At 70.4% G+C, this 17365-nt stretch carries 15 protein-coding genes and 5 tRNA genes; 8 read left to right on the plus strand and 12 right to left on the minus strand.

The window, feature by feature from the left end; genetic code table 11:
• Positions 1 to 118: 118 nt before the first annotated feature.
• The 10 genes from nusG to DB32_RS13210 all read right to left on the minus strand — a co-directional run bounded on the left by nusG (position 119) and on the right by DB32_RS13210 (position 4850).
• Entirely contained in the window at positions 119 to 652 is a 534-nt protein-coding gene (gene nusG / locus DB32_RS13165) for a transcription termination/antitermination protein NusG (protein WP_053238792.1), read from the minus strand.
• 80 nt (positions 653 to 732) lie between these two features.
• Positions 733 to 1287 carry a preprotein translocase subunit SecE gene (secE, locus tag DB32_RS13170; protein ID WP_053232788.1) on the minus strand — a complete coding sequence of 185 codons (555 nt, stop codon included), beginning with the start codon at positions 1285 to 1287 and terminating at the stop codon, positions 733 to 735.
• A gap of 39 nt (positions 1288 to 1326) precedes the next feature.
• Positions 1327 to 1399: transfer RNA gene (locus DB32_RS13175), tRNA-Trp, on the minus strand.
• A gap of 42 nt (positions 1400 to 1441) precedes the next feature.
• The gene (gene rpmG, locus DB32_RS13180; protein ID WP_053232790.1) at positions 1442 to 1594 is read right to left on the minus strand and encodes a 50S ribosomal protein L33; all 153 of its coding nucleotides are present in this window, start codon (positions 1592 to 1594) and stop codon (positions 1442 to 1444) included.
• A gap of 14 nt (positions 1595 to 1608) precedes the next feature.
• Positions 1609 to 2799 (minus strand): elongation factor Tu, encoded by a 1191-nt coding sequence (gene tuf, locus DB32_RS13185; protein WP_053232793.1) that lies wholly within the window; start codon positions 2797 to 2799, stop codon positions 1609 to 1611.
• Between the two features lie 44 nt (positions 2800 to 2843).
• Positions 2844 to 2915, minus strand: a tRNA-Thr gene (locus tag DB32_RS13190).
• Between the two features lie 78 nt (positions 2916 to 2993).
• Positions 2994 to 3066, minus strand: a tRNA-Gly gene (locus DB32_RS13195).
• Between the two features lie 33 nt (positions 3067 to 3099).
• Positions 3100 to 3182 (minus strand) — tRNA-Tyr (locus DB32_RS13200).
• 182 nt (positions 3183 to 3364) lie between these two features.
• Positions 3365 to 3437, minus strand: a tRNA-Thr gene (locus tag DB32_RS13205).
• 189 nt (positions 3438 to 3626) lie between these two features.
• Positions 3627 to 4850, minus strand: a complete 1224-nt coding sequence (locus DB32_RS13210) for a tol-pal system YbgF family protein (RefSeq protein ID WP_053232794.1) — start codon at positions 4848 to 4850, stop codon at positions 3627 to 3629.
• 332 nt (positions 4851 to 5182) lie between these two features.
• Between DB32_RS13210 and DB32_RS13215 the strand changes: the two genes are divergently transcribed.
• The 8 genes from DB32_RS13215 to DB32_RS49945 all read left to right on the plus strand — a co-directional run bounded on the left by DB32_RS13215 (position 5183) and on the right by DB32_RS49945 (position 14970).
• Positions 5183 to 5815, plus strand: coding sequence for an RNA polymerase sigma factor (locus tag DB32_RS13215; protein ID WP_053232796.1), 633 nt, complete (start codon positions 5183 to 5185; stop codon positions 5813 to 5815).
• 36 nt (positions 5816 to 5851) lie between these two features.
• The gene (plsY, locus tag DB32_RS49490; protein WP_053232798.1) at positions 5852 to 6445 is read left to right on the plus strand and encodes a glycerol-3-phosphate 1-O-acyltransferase PlsY; all 594 of its coding nucleotides are present in this window, start codon (positions 5852 to 5854) and stop codon (positions 6443 to 6445) included.
• A gap of 491 nt (positions 6446 to 6936) precedes the next feature.
• A complete protein-coding gene (locus DB32_RS46675) occupies positions 6937 to 8736 on the plus strand; it encodes an insulinase family protein (RefSeq protein ID WP_240481350.1) in 1800 nt (599 codons plus the stop codon).
• A 32-nt stretch (positions 8737 to 8768) separates the two neighbouring features.
• Positions 8769 to 9464 carry a TetR/AcrR family transcriptional regulator gene (locus DB32_RS48170; protein WP_053232802.1) on the plus strand — a complete coding sequence of 232 codons (696 nt, stop codon included), beginning with the start codon at positions 8769 to 8771 and terminating at the stop codon, positions 9462 to 9464.
• 108 nt (positions 9465 to 9572) lie between these two features.
• Positions 9573 to 10406, plus strand: coding sequence for an electron transfer flavoprotein subunit beta/FixA family protein (locus DB32_RS13235; protein ID WP_053232804.1), 834 nt, complete (start codon positions 9573 to 9575; stop codon positions 10404 to 10406).
• Between the two features lie 45 nt (positions 10407 to 10451).
• Positions 10452 to 11426 (plus strand): electron transfer flavoprotein subunit alpha/FixB family protein, encoded by a 975-nt coding sequence (locus DB32_RS13240; RefSeq protein WP_053232806.1) that lies wholly within the window; start codon positions 10452 to 10454, stop codon positions 11424 to 11426.
• 96 nt (positions 11427 to 11522) lie between these two features.
• The gene (locus tag DB32_RS13245) at positions 11523 to 12905 is read left to right on the plus strand and encodes a zinc ribbon domain-containing protein (RefSeq protein WP_053232809.1); all 1383 of its coding nucleotides are present in this window, start codon (positions 11523 to 11525) and stop codon (positions 12903 to 12905) included.
• A gap of 202 nt (positions 12906 to 13107) precedes the next feature.
• Positions 13108 to 14970 (plus strand): GYF domain-containing protein, encoded by a 1863-nt coding sequence (locus DB32_RS49945; protein WP_053232811.1) that lies wholly within the window; start codon positions 13108 to 13110, stop codon positions 14968 to 14970.
• Positions 14971 to 15038: 68 nt separating this feature from the next.
• Here the strand turns inward: DB32_RS49945 and DB32_RS13255 are convergent, their stop codons facing one another.
• Together DB32_RS13255 and DB32_RS13260 are read right to left on the minus strand one after the other, a co-directional pair.
• Positions 15039 to 15752 (minus strand): hypothetical protein, encoded by a 714-nt coding sequence (locus DB32_RS13255; RefSeq protein ID WP_053232813.1) that lies wholly within the window; start codon positions 15750 to 15752, stop codon positions 15039 to 15041.
• Complete coding sequence (locus DB32_RS13260) at positions 15745 to 17235, minus strand: leucyl aminopeptidase (RefSeq protein WP_053232815.1); 1491 nt, start codon at positions 17233 to 17235, stop codon at positions 15745 to 15747. Before DB32_RS13260 ends, DB32_RS13255 begins: the two co-directional genes overlap by 8 nt.
• Positions 17236 to 17365: the final 130 nt, after the last annotated feature.

A 17365-nucleotide genomic window follows, 5' to 3' on the forward strand; every position in this document is an offset into this window, starting at 1 on the left:
ACTCGAAACCGTCTGCTGGGCTCGTCGAGACCCAGCCTCAATCACCGCAATGGCGGTGCGGAAACCAGAGTTGCAGCACCGAGAGTGACGACCACTCGACCGGCGACTGCGCTGAGAACTACTGCGTCTTCTCGACCTGCCCGTACTCGAGCTCGACCGGCGTCGCGCGGCCGAAGATCGAGACCAGCACCGTGACCTTCTGCTTCGCCGGGTTCACTTCCTGGACGGTGCCCGTGAAGTTCGCGAACGCCCCGTCGGTCACGCGCACGTGATCGCCGGTGTCGAACACGACGCGCGGCTTCGGCTTGGCGGCGCCCTCCGCGACCTGCTGGAAGATCGCGTTGATCTCACTCTCCGGAACCGGGCTCGGGTGACGGCCACCGACGAACCCGCTGACCTTCGGCGTGTCCTTGACCAGGTGCCAAGTGCGCTCGTTGAGGTCCATGTTCACGAACACGTAGCCCGGATAGAAGGTCCGGCTGGACACGCGCTTCGTGCCGGTCTTCGTGGTGTCCTGGACGTTCTCCTTGGGGATCAGGATCTCCCCGAAGAACTCCTCCATCCCGTGCTGACGGACGCGCTCCTCGAGGGCGGACTTCACCTTGCCCTCGTAGCCCGAATACGCCTGCACCACGTACCACTTCTTGGCCATCGAAGCCCCACTCTCGCGCCGGCTGTCGAGGCGCCCTTCGTACTGCATGGGCCTCTCGCTTCGAGCGCGCCCCCGCTCGATCAGACGTTGTAGATGAGGTCGGTGAACGCCGACCAGAGCGCGTCGAAGACGCCGGTGTAGACCGCAGCGATGATCGAGGTGACGATCACGACGACGGTCGAGTAGTAGGTCTCGTCGCGCGTCGGCCAGGTCACCTTGCTCAGCTCACCCACGACCTCGTGGGCGAGCTCGTTCACGCGCGGGTGGCGATAGAGCAGGAACGAGCCGACGATGCCGATCAGCGCCGCGGCGCCCGAGACGATCGTGGGATCCGGCTCCGCGAAGAAGCCCCACGCGAACGTGATCAGCCGGTCCGACAGGTAGAACGTGATCACCGCGGCCGCGATGAACGCGAACTGGACCCAGCGCTCGATGCCGAGCAGGCTGGTGACCGGGTTCGCCTCGTTCTCGGCGGCGGCCTCGGCGAGCTCGCGCTCCTCGCGCTCGATCGCGGCGGCCTCGCGGCGCGCGACGTCGTCGTCGGCGCCAGCGTCGTCGGAGTCCCCGGCCGCGCTCGGGTCGGAGGTGTCCTCGTCGCCGTCGCGCTCGAGGTCCTTGTCGTCTTCGTCCGCCATCCGTGTTCCAGCGTTCGTTTGATATCGACCCGTCGAGGTCAGGCCAGGAGGGATTCGAACCCCCAACCCTCGGATTTGGAATCCGGTGCTCTACCGTTGGAGCTACTGGCCTATTCTCGAGAGCCTCGTTTTCTTCGTCGAGGCTCTCGAACGGTCACTTCGACTCTCGATGAGTCGTGTGCTTCTCGCAGCGGGGGCAGTACTTCTTGATTTCCAGACGCTCGGCCTGCTTCCGAGACTTCGTCGTCTGATAGTTGCGCGCGTCGCACTCGCTGCAGACGAGCGCGACGCGCACTCGATCCCCCATCTAGCGAGCTCCGATCACTCGATGATCTTCGTGATGACGCCGGCGCCGACGGTGCGGCCGCCCTCGCGGATCGCGAAGCGCTGCTGCTCCTCGAGCGCGACCGACGTGATGAGCTCGACGGTCATCGAGACGTTGTCGCCCGGCATGACCATCTTCACGTCCTCGGCGAGGTGGATCGTGCCGGTCACGTCCGTCGTCCGCATGTAGAACTGCGGGCGGTAGTTGGTGAAGAACGGCTTGTGACGGCCGCCCTCCTCCTTCTTGAGGACGTAGACCTCGGCGTTGAACTTCTTGTGCGTCTTCACCGAGCCGGGCTTCGCGAGCACCTGGCCGCGCTCGACGTCGTCCTTCTCGATGCCGCGCAGGAGGCAGCCGACGTTGTCGCCAGCCTGGCCCTGGTCGAGCAGCTTGCGGAACATCTCGACGCCGGTGACCGTGGTCTTGCGCGTGTCGCGGAAGCCGAGGATCTCGACTTCCTCGCCGACCTTGATCACGCCGCGCTCGATGCGGCCCGTCACGACCGTGCCGCGGCCCTTGATCGAGAACACGTCCTCGATGGCCATCAGGAACGGCTTGTCGGTGTCGCGAACCGGCTCGGGGATCCACGCGTCGAGCGCGTTGAGCAGGTTGATGACGGTCTGCTCGCCCTCGGGATCGCCCTGCATGGCCTTGAGGGCCGAGCCGCGGACGACCGGCGCGTTGTCGCCGTCGAACTTGTACTTGTTGAGGAGGTCGCGGACCTCCATCTCGACGAGCTCGAGCAGGTCCGGATCCTCGACCGCGTCGACCTTGTTGAGCCAGACGACGATCTTCGGCACGCCGACCTGACCCGCGAGGAGCACGTGCTCCTTCGTCTGCGGCATCGGGCCGTCGAGGGCGCTGACCACCAGGATCGCGCCGTCCATCTGGGCGGCGCCGGTGATCATGTTCTTGATGTAGTCGGCGTGGCCGGGGCAGTCGACGTGCGCGTAGTGGCGCTTCTCCGACTCGTACTCGACGTGCGAGACCGCGATCGTGACGATCTTCGAGTCGTCGCGGACGGTGCCGCCCTTGGCGATGTCGGAGTACGAGATCTCCTTGCCGCCGAACTTCTTCGCCGCGACCTTCGTGATCGCCGCGGTCGTCGTGGTCTTGCCGTGATCGATGTGACCGATCGTGCCGACGTTGACGTGCGGCTTGGTCCGGACGAACTTTTCCTTCGCCATCGCGCCGTGCTCCTATTTTCTCTTATTCAGCGTGTGCGGTCTCGAGCCCAGGATGAGAATCGAACTCACGACCTCCTCCTTACCAAGGAGGTGCTCTACCTCTGAGCTACCTGGGCGTACGGTTCTGGGAATCTGCGAAGAACGAGATTTTCAGAGAAGTTTTCGCGGGAGGTGAGTCCGCGAACGTCGAACAGAGCGGGAGACCGGATTCGAACCGGCGACGTTCAGCTTGGAAGGCTGACGCTCTACCAACTGAGCTACTCCCGCGTAGCGAACGAGCGGGGATATGGAGAAGCGGATTGGAGGGTGGTGGATTCGAACCACCGAAGGCTGGCGCCGGCAGATTTACAGTCTGCTCCCTTTGGCCACTCGGGCAACCCTCCGGGATGTCTAGCGATTTCGTCGTCTACTGAGCTGCGTCGTTCGGTGGCTGGCGTGCAGGGCTGGTTCAGCGGGGCCGGTCAGTAGCAGGTCGTTCGCGAGAAGACCGTTCGTTCGCGGAAAGAGAGTGAGAAAACGAGCCCGTCGAGCCAGCGTGTCAATCGGAGCGAGGGAATCGGGCTCGAGCTGACGGTGGGACTCGAACCCACGACCCCCTGTTTACAAAACAGGTGCTCTACCGATTGAGCTACGCCAGCACACCTTCCTGGCGCCCCGGAGAAGCAGAGCGGGCCGACACGGACTGCGGAGAACGGACCACTCCACCCGCGCGGGGAACGCGAGGGCGCGTTATGTACGGTGCCCTCGCAAAGCTGTCAAGCGAGATCGATGCACCCGGGTACGACGCTTGCTCGGATGCCGTCGTCGAGAGCCCCAGATCGTGGGGATCATTGGTGAACAGGTGCGCTCGACGGGGCTGCCGCAGTGCTGGTCGGGGGGCGATCGGGAGCGTCGGCGGGCGATCCGAGAGCCCGCGCCGGCTCGGGCTCCAGGGGCGTGTCGGAGACCGGTCCTCCGAGCAGGAGCTGTCGGGCACGGTCGAGGTCGGTGCGCGTGCGCTCGACCCAGTCCGAGCGAACGCCGGTGCGCTCGACCATCAGCAGGGTCAGCTCCCAGTAGCGGATCGCGTGACGCACGAGCGGTCGGACGCGATCCGCGAGCTGACCGCGGTACTCGCGCCGGTAGATCTCGAGCGCGTCTCCGGTGAGGGGACGATCCGGCGGCGGGGGCGGAACGGGCGCTTCGGTGATCGCGCGATAGAGCTGCTCGTACATCGCGCCGATGCGGTAGCCCGCCGCGGCTGCCCAGCGCGCGTCGGTGTGGCGCATCGTGTCGAAGTACGCGCGCTGCGCGTCGAGGAGGAGCTGCGCGCGCCGATCGAGCGTCTCGCGCTGCGTCACCACGTCGGAGTCGGGGAGCACGAGCGCTTCCGAGCGAGCGCGGATCGTCTCGGCGAGCACGAAGTTCGCGGCGGCCGCGAAGTACTCGTCGGCGATGATCTCCTCGCCCTGGCGCGTGCGGTAGTAGGCGAGGGCGTCTCGTGCCGCGCGCTCCGCGTCTTCGACACGACGGAGGCCGAAGAGCGCCTCGGCTCGACGCGCCATCGCCTCGAGCCGCTCGTCGCTGCGCAGATCGTCGCGATCGAGGAGCAGCTCGGCGGAGTCGAGCGCCGGCTCCCAACGCTCGAGCTCGACCAGCGCGGCGGTCATCAAGAAGCGCGCGTGCTTCGCGTCGGGCGCGTCGGGCGCGCGATCGAGCAGCATCGACCAGCGCTCGACCGCGCCCGCGAGCTCGCCGCTGTTCTGGAGGCACAGCCCGGCGTTGTAGAGCGCAGGAGAGAGGAAGCGGCTGCTCGGGAACTCGGCGACCACGCGATCGTAGAGCTCGACCGCCTGCGCGCACTCGCCACGCTGGCCGAGCTCGTACGCGCGCTGGAAGAGCTGGCTCGCGTCGTACGAGTCGAGCTCGAGCTCGCCGCCGCTCGTGCGGCGCGCGACGATGCGCGTCTCCTCGAGCTGCACCGCAGGGCCCGTCGCGGCGGTCGTGCGGGCTCCGCCGCACGCGGCGAGCAGAGCGAACGAGGACAGGGCGAGCAGCGCGCGCGTGATCATTCCGGCGAGGCCTCCGTCACGCGGGACAACGCGCGAACGGGAGAGTTCCTTGGGGCCTGAGCATGGGGCCGCGAGCAGCGGAACGGGAGCGTAACAGCGTAACAGGCTGTTGCGGTGCTCGGCCGTAACGCAGGGAGCCGAACGTTACGATCGGCGGCTCCGAGTTCTTCCTTCGTTCCGATTTTCTCTGTGATTTCGTGATCTAGCGGTCGGTGGCGCGAGTGGCACGCCGGCTGCTCAAGGGGCGGCCGCGGCTCGACGGGGACGACGAGCTGCGACCCGGACGGGGCCGGCAGCCTCGGGCTTTCTCTGCGGATCACGAAGGACGGGACATGACGACGAATCGGTTCGAGACGGCGGCGAAGCAGGCGGAGACGTGGAGCGACGACACCCTGCTCGCGCGGATGCTGCTGAAGGAGTCGCTCGCGTGGCGCGAGTTCCACCGCCGCTTCGATCGCTTGGTCTATCGCTGCATCCACAAAGTCACGAGCCGCTTCCCGGGCTCGCTCTCGAGCGAAGACGTGCGCGAGATCTACGCGCAGTTCCTCCTCGGCCTGACGCGCCGCGACATGCACAAGCTCCGCACGTTCGACGCGGAGCGCGGCAACAAGCTGAGCTCGTGGGTCGGCATGCTCGCGACCAACGCAGCGTGGGACTACCTGCGCACCGTCGCGCGCCAGCCGCAGTGCACGGAGCTCTCGGACGCGGAGAACGTCGGTGAGATCGAGGCCGACCCGTACACGCAGCTGCTCGACAAGGAGCGCTGGGGCCGCATCGACGCGACGCTGCAGACCTTCTCGGCGAAGGATCGCACCTTCGTGCGCCTCTACTACATGGATGGCCTGACCCCCGAGGAGGTCGCCGAGGAGATGCACATCTCGGTGAAGACGGTCTACTCGAAGAAGCACAAGATCCGCTGCCGCCTCCAGCGCATGCTGCAGCCGATCGTCGATCACGCGGCGTGATGCCGCCGCGAGGCACGAGCCGTATGCTCCGCGGCCGTGCCGCCGTCCTGGATCGGTCCTGCGCTCGCGATCGTCGCCTATCTGGTGGGGTCGATCTCGTTCGCGCTGCTGATCGCACGACGCAAGGGCATCGACCTCTACGGTGAGGGAAGTGGGAATCCCGGTGCGACGAACGTCGGCCGGGTGATCGGGAAGAAGGAAGGACGCGCCGTCCTCCTGCTCGACGCGCTGAAGGGCGCGCTGCCGTACGGGGCGGCGGTGCTCGTGCTCGGTCGAGACGACGTGTGGACCGCGGTCTGCGGCGTCGCAGCGGTGGTCGGGCATTGTTTGCCCGTGTGGCACCGCTTCCGCGGCGGGAAGGGCGCGGCGACGGCAGCCGGGGTGATGCTGGTCGCGCAGCCGATCGCGGGCGTGGCGGCGGTCGTCGGATACTTGGTGCTCAAACGAGTCACGCGGCGGGCGAGCGTGGGATCGCTCGTCGGCGCGGTGATCGGTGCGGCGATCGTCGTCGCGCTCGAGGGCGCGCGATCGACGGTCGGGACGATGACGATCGCGGTCGCGGTCGTCGTGTGGCTGCGGCATGCGGACAACCTGGTGCGGTTGGCGCGCGGGGAGGAGCCGCCGTCGTGATGCGCGCGCTCGCTGTGATCGTGGCGAGCGTGGTGCTCGTCGCGTGTGGAGGCGCGCCGCGGGCGGTGGTGCCACGCGCCGTGAGCTCGTCGGGGGACGAGCACGTCGCGTCGATCGGCGATGCGTCGCTCTCGGTGATCGCGCGGCCGAGCGATGGGCGCACGTGGGTGTCGCTCTGGATCGACGCGGGATCGCGCGATGCGCAGCCGGCGGCGATCGCGACGGTCGCGGCCTGGGCCATCGCAGACGGGCGCGAGATCGAGGCGCGCGTGATCCCGGACGGGACCGAGCTGCACGTCGGGTGCGAGAGCGCGCAGATCGAGGTGTGCGTCGAGGCGCTCGCGGGCGTGCTCGCGACGAGGACGATCGACGAGCACGCGCTCGATGCCGCGTTGGAGCGGCTGCGCGCGGCGCGGCGTGGCTCGCGCGCGGACGTCGAGCGGGCGGCCGATCGGCTCGCGATCGCCGCGCTCACCGGCGATGCGCCCGGGATGGACCCGCTCGGCGACGCGAGTGAGGATGCGTCGATCACGCGCGCCGAGATCGAGCGCTTCGTCGCGACCCACTACGGGCCGGCGCGCGCGCTGTTCGTGGTGATCGGAGACGCGGACGAAGCGCGGGTGCGCGCGGCGATCGCGGACGCGCTCGGGCGCGCCCCCGGCGCGATGACGAGCCGCACGGTGCGCGCGTTCGAGCCGAGCGTCGGCGCGCGCGTCGAGGTCGACGACCAGAGCGCGACCAGCGTCGCGATCGCAGTGCGCGACGTGCCGCACGCGCTCGCAATCGCGCGGCGTGCGACCGCCGAGCTCGAAGGCGGGAGCGCGAGCGTGTTCCCGCTGCGTGGCGGTGAGATCGTGCTCGTGCGCGGCCGCGACGCGGACGAGGTGATCGCGGCCGCGACGTACGCACGCGCGCTCGGAGGAGAGCGCCCGGACGCGCTCGCCGAGGACGATCCGCGCTCGCTTGCGCGGCGAGTCGGCGCGCGGTGGGTCGCGCGCACGAGCGAGCGCGTCGAGGGTGGGCTCGGCGTCGGTGCGGTGATCGCGGGCGGGCGCGGCGACGCTGACGCCGACGATCCCGATGCGCGAGCGCGCGAGGAAGCGACCGCGCGGATCGACGCGCTCGCACGCGCGAGCGACGCCGCGTCGCGCGGCGAAGGATTGCGCGAGGAGACGAGCGCGCACGGCGTTTCGATCCGCGATGCGCACGGCACCCGTGTCGCGGTGCGCGCAGCGCCGATCGGACGCGTCGCGATCGCGGTGTCGATCGCGGGCGGCGTGCGCGACGAGCCCGCTCGCGTGCAAGGGCGGAGCGCGCTCCTCGCGCGCCTGCTCGCGCGCTGCATCGACGCGCACGAAGCGGGTGCGTGGGTCGATGCGAGCTCGTTCGGCGCGAGCGTGGAGGTCGCTCCGGCGCGTGCGCTCGACGCGATCGAGCACGTGACGCGCTGCGTGCGCAGGATGGGGTGGAGCCCGGCGTCGCTCGAGGACGCGCGCGCGCGCGCGATCGCCTCGCTCGACGGCGACAGCGAGCGGCTGGCGCGCGCCGCATCGGTGCTGGTGCCGGGCGCGCCTGGGATGATCGCGCCTTCGGGCACGCTCGCGTCGCTCGCCGCGATCGACCCGCGTTCGGTCGAGCGCGCATGGGCGAGGCTCGCGACGCGTGGCGCGGTGTCTCTCGCGATCGTCGGTGACGTCGACGCAGGGCCGATCGCGCGTGCGGCGTTGCTCGGGCTCGTGTCGCTGCCTGCGCCCGAGAGCACGCGCCCGAGCGACGCGGTCGCGAGCGTCGGGGGAGAGGAGATCGTCGCGGTGCGCTCGCTCGACGAGCGCGTCGAGGTGACGATCGCGCTGCGTGATCCCACTCCGCGTGCGAGCGACGACGTGGGCGCGCGCGCGGCGCTCGATGCGTGGATCGCGGCGCTCGACGGGCCCGCGCTGCGCGTCGCGTGGGCGCGATCCGGTGCCGGTGCGGAAGGTGCGTGGATCGCGATCGCGGTGCGCGGCGACGAAGAGACGATCACGACGTTGCCGGCGCGCATCGAGCGCGCGCGAGAGGCTGCACGATCACGGATCGACGAGGCAGTCCAGGGCGCGATCCGAACGACGCGCGAGTCGCGCGCTCGAGACGCCGCGACCGCGCGGGCGAGCGCGCGCCATCTCGCGCGAGGCGACGACGATCACGCCATCGACGCGGACGCGTCCGCGCGCACCGCGCGCGCGCTGGTCGACGGCACGCCTCGTTACGTCATCGCGCGTCCGGCTGCGGCCGAGGAGCAGCGCGGGCGTTGACCCTCCGCCACGCGCGTGGCATACGCCCGCGCGTGCCGAATGAACGGCCATTCAGCGCAGGCGACGAGGGCGAGGAGGACGCCGCGCCCGCGCGCCCCACGAAGTCGAAGGCCAAGCGCGCGTCCGACCGCGGCGGCCCCGACAAGCGCGAGCGCATCCTGCGCGCCGCCATCCGCGTGTTCGCGCGCAAGGGCTTCTACGCCACGCGCGTCAGCGAGATCGCGAAGGCCGCGGGCGTCGCCGACGGCACCATCTATCTCTATTTCAAGAACAAGGACGACGTCCTCGTCTCGATCTTCGAGGACCGCATCTCGAAGCTCATCAAGGTGCTGCGCAGCGAGCTCGAGCAGGGCGGCACCTTCGACGAGAAGTTCCGTCGCGTGATCGAGCTCCAGCTCGGTCTGCTCGAAGGACAGCGCGACCTCGCGGAGGTCGTCACGGTGAACCTTCGTCAGTCGTCGCGATTGCTGAAGCAGTACGCGACGCCGCTCTTCACCGAGTACCTCGAGGTGATCGCGGGGCTCGTCGCGCAGGGACAGCGCGAAGGGGTCGTTCGTCCGGATCTGAATCCCCGCATCCTGGCGCGTGCGTTGTGGGGCGCGCTCGATGGTGTCGCGGTGACTTGGGCGCTCGGTGGAGGGGGCGAATCGGGCCAGCTCCATCGCGCTGCTTCGCAGGTTGCGAGCGTGTTTCTGGAGGGTGTTCGTCGCAACGCAGACCGTGCTTGACACACTGCGTCGTGGCTTCTACATCGCCGCTGGTTTTCGTTGGTGACGCACCTCACGAGGTGCAGAGTCACCTGCTTCTTCCTCGATTCGTCCCGTAGGAGGGCTCACGTGAAAATCCTCGTTCCCGTCAAGCGCGTCGCGGATCCCGACAACGCGAACAAGGTGAAGGTCTCGCCCGACGGTCAGCGCGTGACGTCGGACGGGCTCGAGTGGAAGCTGAACCCGTTCGACGAGTACGCCGTCGAGGCCGCGCTGCGCATCAACGAGAACGGCGCGAGCGGCGAGAAGCTCGGCGAGGTCGTCGTGGTGAGCCTCGGTCCGGACGACGTGCAGACGACGCTGCGTCAGCCGCTCGCGATGGGCGCGGACCGCGGCGTGCAGATCAAGGCGACCGACGATCAGCTCGACTCGAGCGTGGTCGCGAAGGCGCTCAAGGCGCTCGTCGACGCGGAGAAGCCCGACCTCGTGCTGATGGGCAAGCAGGCGGTCGACGGCGACTCGAACACCGCGGGCCAGATGCTCGCGGAGCTGCTCGGCTGGCCGATGGCGACGTTCGCGATGGCCCTCGAGGTCGACGCGAGCGGCAAGGCGATCAAGGTGGGCCGCGAGGTCGACACCGGCGTGCTCACCGTGAAGGTGACGCTGCCTGCCGTCGTGACGGTCGACCTGCGCATCGTGTCGCCCGCCGCGGTGAAGAACAGCAAGACGCCGGACAGCCACAAGTACAACGAGGGCGCGCGCTACGCGTCGCTCAAGGGCATCATGGCCGCCAAGAAGAAGCCGATCGACGTCAAGTCGCTCGCGGATCTCGGCGTCACGAGCGCGCCCGTCGTGAAGTACTCGAAGTTCGAGCTGCCGCCCGCGCGCTCGGGCCAGGTCAAGTACGTCGAGTCGGTGCAGGAGCTCGTCACGAAGCTCCGCACCGAGGCGAAGGTCCTCTGAGCCGCTGTTCCTGAACCCAGCGCGAGAAAGTAAGGAGACGGGAACATGACGGATGTCCTGGTTGTCGCGGAGCTCCTCGAAGGTGGGATGCGCCGCAGCACGCTGAGCGCGGTCAACTTCGCCAAGCAGGTCGCCGAGGGAACGGGCGGCTCGTTCGACATCCTCGCGATCGGCGAGGGCGCGGACAACGCGGCGTCGCAGCTCTCGGGCTACGGCGCGCGCAAGATCTTCACTGCGGAGATCGAGGGCGGGTACGTCGCGGAGAAGTACGCGCCGACGGTCGCCGAGGTGGCGAAGAGCGGTGACTACGGCGTCGTGTCGGCGACGGCGACGACGTACGGCAAGGACCTGCTTCCGCGCGTCGCGGCGCGCCTCGAGGCGGGCGTCGCGAGCGACATCGCGAGCGTCGCGGTCGACGGCGGGAAGATCGTCTATCGCCGCCCGATGTACGCCGGCAACGTGTTCGGCTACTGCACGGTCGAGACGCCGATCCAGGTGGTCACCGTGCGTCAGACCGAGTTCGAGGCGGCGGCGGAGAGCGGTGGATCGAGCGACACCGAGTCGGTCTCGATCGCCGAGGACGACGCGGCGTCGCGCGTGGAGTTCGTGTCGCTCGAGTCGCAGAAGAGCGAGCGCCCCGAGCTCACTGAGGCGGAGATCGTCGTGTCGGGCGGTCGCGCGCTGAAGAGCGCGGAGAACTTCAAGACGGTGCTCGAGCCGCTCGTCGACACGCTCGGAGCGGCGATGGGCGCGTCGCGCGCGGCGGCGGACGCGGGCTACGTGCCGAACGATCTGCAGGTCGGTCAGACCGGCAAGGTCGTCGCGCCGAAGCTCTACTTCGCGGTCGGCATCAGCGGCGCGATCCAGCACCTCGCGGGCATGAAGGGCTCGAAGGTGATCGTCGCGATCAACAAGGACAAGGAAGCGCCGATCGCGCAGGTCGCGGACTACTTCCTCGTCGGCGATCTCTTCCAGGTCATCCCGGAGCTGACGGGCGAGATCAAGAAGGCGCGCGGCTGAGCCATCGGATCGAGCTCGCGTGAACGAGACCGCGCGCGGCGGAAGCTGCGCGCGGTTTCGTGTTCCGTCGGTCGAACGTTGGTATGTTGCGCCCCGGTGAGCGTCGGTGAGCGTCGGGGTTGGGTCGCGCTGGTCGCGGCCGTCGTGATCGCGAGCGCGGCATCGAGCGCGCGTGCGGACGGGCCCTACGAGGGCGATTGGCGCGCCGGGCCGATGCGCATCGACGTGCAGGTCGAGAGCTGGGGCGGCGACTGCGGGCCGCGTCCGGAGTCGACGACCGTGCCGGGCGGATCGACGGTCCACGTCACGCAGTCGGGCGACGATCTGACGTTCCAGGGGCGTCCCGCGCGCAGCACGCGCGGATGCTGGAGCGAGAACGCGTCGGTGCGGCGCGTGTCGTCGAGCTTCCAGGCGGGCACGTGGCGGATCGTGTGCCGCACGCCCGACGACGATCCGCGCGCCGAGACCGGGCAGTACACGCTTCGCGCGGAGGGCACCGAGCGCATCGAGTTCCGCGACGTGAGCCGCTACGACTGGCAGCTCAACGAGTCGTCGTGCCGCGCGACGATCACGTCGACGCAGACGTTCGAGCGCGTCGGCGGCGCGAGCCCGACACCGGAGCCCGAGCCGATGCCGACTCCGACGCCCGAGCCGGAGCGCGAGCCCGCGTGCACGCCGGGCGCACCGGCGCGGATCTCGCTGCGCCCGGCGCAGTCGACGCTCGAGCCGGGCGGACGCGTGTGCCTGAGCGCGCGTGTCGTCGATGCGAACGGGTGCGCGATCCGCGGGCGATCGCCGCGGCTTGAGCTCCGTACGCCGCCGGGCGCGACGGGCCAGCTGCGCGGGACGTGCTTCGAGGCGGCAGCGAGCGCGGCGGAGGGCGAAGGCGAGTTCACGATCGTCGCGCGCGACGGAGCGATGGAGGCCCAGGTGCGCGTGCAGGTGCGCACGCCGGATCTCTCGGACCTCATCGCGCGTCGAGCCGAGGGCGGCGGCGCCGTGACGCTCGGCGATGCGGAGAGCACGTCGGAAGAAGCCGCGCGCGTTGCGGCGCGGAGCGAAGGCGCTGCGCGCGGGACGCCGGCGTGGCTCGTCGCGGGCGCCGTGCTCGGGCTCGTCATGGTCGTCGTGGCGAGCATCGGGCTGGTCGTGGTCGGGCGGCGCCGCAGGAAGAAGAAGGAGCGACCGATCGTCGCGAGCGAGGTGCACGAGGCGCCCGTCGCGCCCGTGCCGGCGCCGGTCCCGCCGCCTCCGCCGGTCGCGAGCGGAGAGCCGAAGATCTGCCCGACGTGTCGCCGCGGATATCCGCCCGACGCGACGACGTGCTCGGTCGACGGGACGCCGCTCGTCGCCTACGCGGACTTCGCCGCGGGCAAGGCCGCGAGCACCGCCGCGAGCGAGAAGATCTGCCCGGTCTGCGGCACTCGATATCCGGCCTCGACCCGCTTCTGCGGCAAGGACGGGACGACCCTGAGCTGACATCGCGCTGAGGCGCGATCGCTACACCCAAGGGTGTGCGCGTCGTCGGTTCTATCAGGCCGAACGAGATGTGAGCCGAGCTTGATCGGCGCGTCGCGAGACGGGTATCCTCGCACGCGCTTTCGGGCCGCTCCGCTATCGTTCCGAGCTGTTTTGTCGCTCGGGGGACCAGGCCATTCGACCGATCGAGGGGATCACCGAGATGAAAATCGTCTGCGACAGCTGTGGCGCCAAGTACTCGATTGCCGACGAGAAGGTGGCAGGCCGGGTCTTCAAGATCCGGTGCAAGAAGTGCGGCGCGGCGATCGTCGTGCGCGGTGATCAGTCGTCGTCGCAGGAGAGCGCGGCCGCGGGTGGAGCGGCGCCCGCCGGCAACTTCGACTACGGCGGCGAGGCCGTGTGGCACGTGGTCGTCGAGGGCGAGCAGCAGGGCCCGTTCTCGCCCGCGCAGCTCGGCCAGATGATCTCGGCGAACACGATCGCGTGGGACGCGTACGTGTGGCGCGAGGGCTACGACGACTGGAAGCCGGCGCAGGACATCGAGGAGCTCGTCCAGGCGATCATGAACCCGGGCGGCGGCGCCGCGGGTGGCGGTGAGGCGGCGGCGAGTGACGATCCGTTCGCCGAGGCCGCCGCGGCGCCCGCGAGCAAGCCGGCGCCGGCGGCGTCGTCGGGCTCGGATGCAGGCGCGGATCTCTTCGCGCAGAGCGAGTCGGCGAGCCCGTTCGGCGGTGGAAGCCCGTTCGGTGGCGGTGGTGACGACGACGACGTGGTCGCGTCGGCGCCGAGCCCGCGGGTGAGCGCGAACCAGGCGATGACCGGCGCGCGCAACGAGAACTCGGTGCTGTTCTCGCTCTCGAACCTGCAGGCGCTCGCGACCGGCGGCTCGAGCCCCGGGGCGTCGACCAGCTCGTCGTCGAGCGCGGCGAAGTCGTCCTCGTCGTCGGCGGCCGCGGCGCGGCCGGGGATGGCGGCGGGCGAGGGCTCGGGCCTGATCGACATCCGCGCGCTCGCGAGCGCGACCGGTGTCGCGGGCGGCGGTGCGGCGACGGGCGGGATCGCGCCCGCGGCGTCGCCGGCGCGCGTCGATGATCTCCTCAGCATCGGTACGGCTTCGCCGGGTCTCGGGTCGGCGCTCGGCGCGCCGGTGATCATCCCCGAGAAGAAGGAAGAGGGCGGCGGCAAGGGCCTGGTGATCGGCATGTCGATCCTGGGCGGCTGCATCCTCGTGGCGGCGATCGCGATCGTCGTCGTGATGTCGAACCAGCCCGACCCCGCGACGATCGCGGCGGCCGACACGGCGGCTGCGGGCGCGCTCGCGCCGGGTGCGACGGCGGCCGCGCCGGGCGCGACGGCGGTGCCCGGCACGACGGCCGTTCCGGGGACCGCCGCGCCGACGCCTGCGACGGGCACCGAAGTCGCGGCGGCAGCGGGTGGGACGACGGGCGGGACGACCGCGCCGGCGGCGCCCGCGACCGGCACCTCGGGCGCCACGGCGCGCGAGGAAGAGGGCAGCAGCGAGGGCCGCAGCGGTGGCGGCAGCGGTCGTCGTCGTGAGCGCGGCGCCTCGGGCTCGTCGGGCGGCGGCAGTGAGCCGGCGGCTGCGAGCAGCGGCGGCGGCGGCTCGTCGGGCGGCAGCGCGGCGTCGGGTGGCTCGTCGTCGGGCAGCCGCAGCGGTGGCGGCGGTGGCGGCGGCAGCGACATCGACAGCCTGCTCCAGGGCGCGCTCGGCGGCAGCGGCGGTGGCGGCCGTAGCGGCGGTGGCGGTGGCAGTGGTGGTGGCGGCGGTGACTCGTCGCTCCCGCAGACCCCGTCGCGTGACGACGTCGTGCGCGCGATGGGCAGCGTGCAGAGCGCGGTCGCGGCGTGCGGCGGCGGTCAGCACGGCACCGCGACGGTCGCGATCTCGGTCGCGGGCACGTCGGGTCGCGTGACGAACGCGACGGTCGGCGGTCAGTTCGCGGGCACGCCGGTCGGCTCGTGCATCGCGCGTGCGGTGCGTGGCGCGTCGTTCCCGCGCTTCCAGCGCGCGACGTTCACGATCAACTATCCGTTCCGCCTCTGATCGCGAGCGCGTGAACGCGCGAGGAGCCCCGTCCGCGTGAAGCGGGCGGGGCTTCTTCGTTCCGTCGGTCAGCGGCGTCGGCGCACGAAGAACGCGATCAGACCCGCGACGAGCGCGACGAGCCCGACCGCGAGCGCGACGAGCGGCATGCGCGACTCGCTCCGCGTCGGATAACGCACGCGCGCGCCGAACGTCGTCGGCTGCGCGCCGCCGCGCACGATGCCGAGCTCGTCCTCGTCGCAGCGCGCGGGATCACGCTCGGGGCCGCACGCAATCATCTCCGCGCCGTCGTGCGCGCGGAACGCGACGTCGGTGCGATCGAACGTCTCGCGCCGGACCATTCGATCCTCGAAGACGACGTGGTGCTCGCGCGCGTCGGTCGGCAGGTGCGCGACCATCTCGACCGTCAGCGGCACCTCGCGCACGCGCCCGATCGGATCGAGCCAGCCGTCGGTCCACGCGAGCTCGACGGGCGCGCCGTCGAGCTCGACCGGCACCTCGGTGCGCAGCCCCTCGCCCCACTGCGCGAGGTAGCGATCCGCTTCGTCGCGCGTGACCTCGTGATCGCCGTTCGCGTCGGCGGCCGCGAGCACGCGCTCGCCTTCTTCCGCGCCGAGCATCAGCGAGACCACGAGCCGCGTGTCGCCCTCGGTCGCGTCGAGCTTGAGGTACCGCTCGGCGCGCAGGATCACGTGACCGAGGTGCGCGCGCGCCGGACGCGCGATCGCGATCGCGCCTCCGATCAGCGCGACCGCGATCGCGAGCCGACGACGTTCACGCACTCTCGCCGAGCGCCTCGAGGAAGCGCACCGCGGTCGTCACGCCGAAGCCCGTGCCGCCCTTGGGCGCGGTGCCATGCGGACGATCGAGGAACGCCGGGCCCGCGATGTCGAGGTGCATCCACTTCGACTGGCCGATGAACTCGCGCAGGAAGAGCGCCGCCGTGATCGAGCCGCCGTACTGCTCGCCGACGTGCTTCATGTCCGCGATGTCGCTCTTGAGCAGCTCGCGGAGCTCCTCGTCGAGCGGCATCCGCCAGAACGTCTCGCCCTCGGCGTCCGCGGCCTTCTGGTAGCGGCTCGCGAGCTCGTCGTCGTTCGCGAAGAGACCCGCGCGCCACGGACCGAGCGCGACCATGCACGCGCCGGTGAGCGTCGCGTGATCGATCAGGTAGTCGGGCTCGATCTCGCGCGCCGCGTACGTGAGCACGTCGGCGAGCACGAGGCGGCCCTCGGCGTCGGTGTTGATGATCTCGACGGTCTTGCCGTCGAGGCTCGAGAACACGTCACCGGGCCGGTACGCCGCGGGGCCCGTCATGTTCTCCGTCGCGCCGATGAAGCCGTGCACCTCGACCGGCAGACCGAGCCGCGCGCACGCGACGAGCACGCCGATCGTCACGGCCGCGCCCGCCATGTCGCACTTCATGTCGACCATCGACTTCGGCGGCTTGATGCAGAGACCACCCGAGTCGAACGTCAGGCCCTTGCCGACGAACACGATCTTCTTGGCGCCCTTCTTCGCGCCCGCGGGCTTCCACGCCATGTGCACGAGGCGCGGCTCCTCGGCGCTCCCGCGGTTGACCGCGAGGAAGAGGTTCATGCCGAGCTTCTCGATGCCCTTCTTGTCCCAGACCTTGCAGCTCAGGCCGTGGGCCTCGGACTGCGCGCGCGCCGCCTCGGCGAGCGCGGTCGGCGTGAGATCGTTCGGCGGCGCGTTCACGAGGTCGCGCACGAAGTTGATCGTCTCGCCCAGCGCGGTGCCGCGACGAAGCGCGTCCTTCGCGCCGGCTGCGCTCTTCGCGACCGCGATCTTCGCGGTCTCGGTGCGGCGCTTGGGGAGGCGATCGCCGGTCAGATAGCGCGTGTACTTGTAGCTGCCGGTGATGAGCCCCTCGGTCGCGACGCGCACAGCGCGCTCCTCGTCGGGCACGTCCTCGGGCAGCACGAGCGCGACGTGGTGATAGCGGCTCGCCGCCTGCGCGGCCTTCACCGCGATCGAGCGAACGTCGCGCTCCTTGCGCTCGCCGTCGCCGAGACCGAGCACCAGCACGACGGGCGCGCCGAGGCCGCTCACCGTGACTCGGAGCGACTCGCCCGTCTTGCCCGTGAAGTCTTCGCGCTTCGCCGCCGCCGCGAGCGCACCGTCCGTCGCCTTGTCGAGCTGCTTGAAGACGGTGTCCTTGCCGAGTTGACCGGCGCGCACGCCGATGGCGAGGAGATCCGCCTTGATCTTGGTGGGCGCGTCGGTGGTGAGGCTGACCTTCATGATCCTCCGGAGAGCGTGCGGGGCAATCGCCGCGCGGTCCCCCCGGCGCTCGGCGCGCGCGATGGTGCCACGGTGCGCTCGCAGTCTCAAGAGACGAGGGCAGCTGACGGCCGCCATCCCTCCGCCACCG

This window comes from Sandaracinus amylolyticus, assembly GCF_000737325.1.
Lineage (GTDB): Bacteria > Myxococcota_A > Polyangia > Polyangiales > Sandaracinaceae > Sandaracinus > Sandaracinus amylolyticus.

Coding starts and splice junctions, on each gene's coding strand:
- nusG (WP_053238792.1), bottom strand. CDS start 652: ATGGCCAAGAAGTGGTACGTGGTGCAGGCGTATTCGGGCTACGAGGGC.
- secE (WP_053232788.1), bottom strand. CDS start 1,287: ATGGCGGACGAAGACGACAAGGACCTCGAGCGCGACGGCGACGAGGAC.
- rpmG (WP_053232790.1), bottom strand. CDS start 1,594: ATGGGGGATCGAGTGCGCGTCGCGCTCGTCTGCAGCGAGTGCGACGCG.
- tuf (WP_053232793.1), bottom strand. CDS start 2,799: ATGGCGAAGGAAAAGTTCGTCCGGACCAAGCCGCACGTCAACGTCGGC.
- DB32_RS13210 (WP_053232794.1), bottom strand. CDS start 4,850: ATGATCACGCGCGCGCTGCTCGCCCTGTCCTCGTTCGCTCTGCTCGCC.
- DB32_RS13215 (WP_053232796.1), top strand. CDS start 5,183: ATGACGACGAATCGGTTCGAGACGGCGGCGAAGCAGGCGGAGACGTGG.
- DB32_RS46675 (WP_240481350.1), top strand. CDS start 6,937: ATGGACCCGCTCGGCGACGCGAGTGAGGATGCGTCGATCACGCGCGCC.
- DB32_RS13240 (WP_053232806.1), top strand. CDS start 10,452: ATGACGGATGTCCTGGTTGTCGCGGAGCTCCTCGAAGGTGGGATGCGC.
- DB32_RS49945 (WP_053232811.1), top strand. CDS start 13,108: ATGAAAATCGTCTGCGACAGCTGTGGCGCCAAGTACTCGATTGCCGAC.
- DB32_RS13260 (WP_053232815.1), bottom strand. CDS start 17,235: ATGAAGGTCAGCCTCACCACCGACGCGCCCACCAAGATCAAGGCGGAT.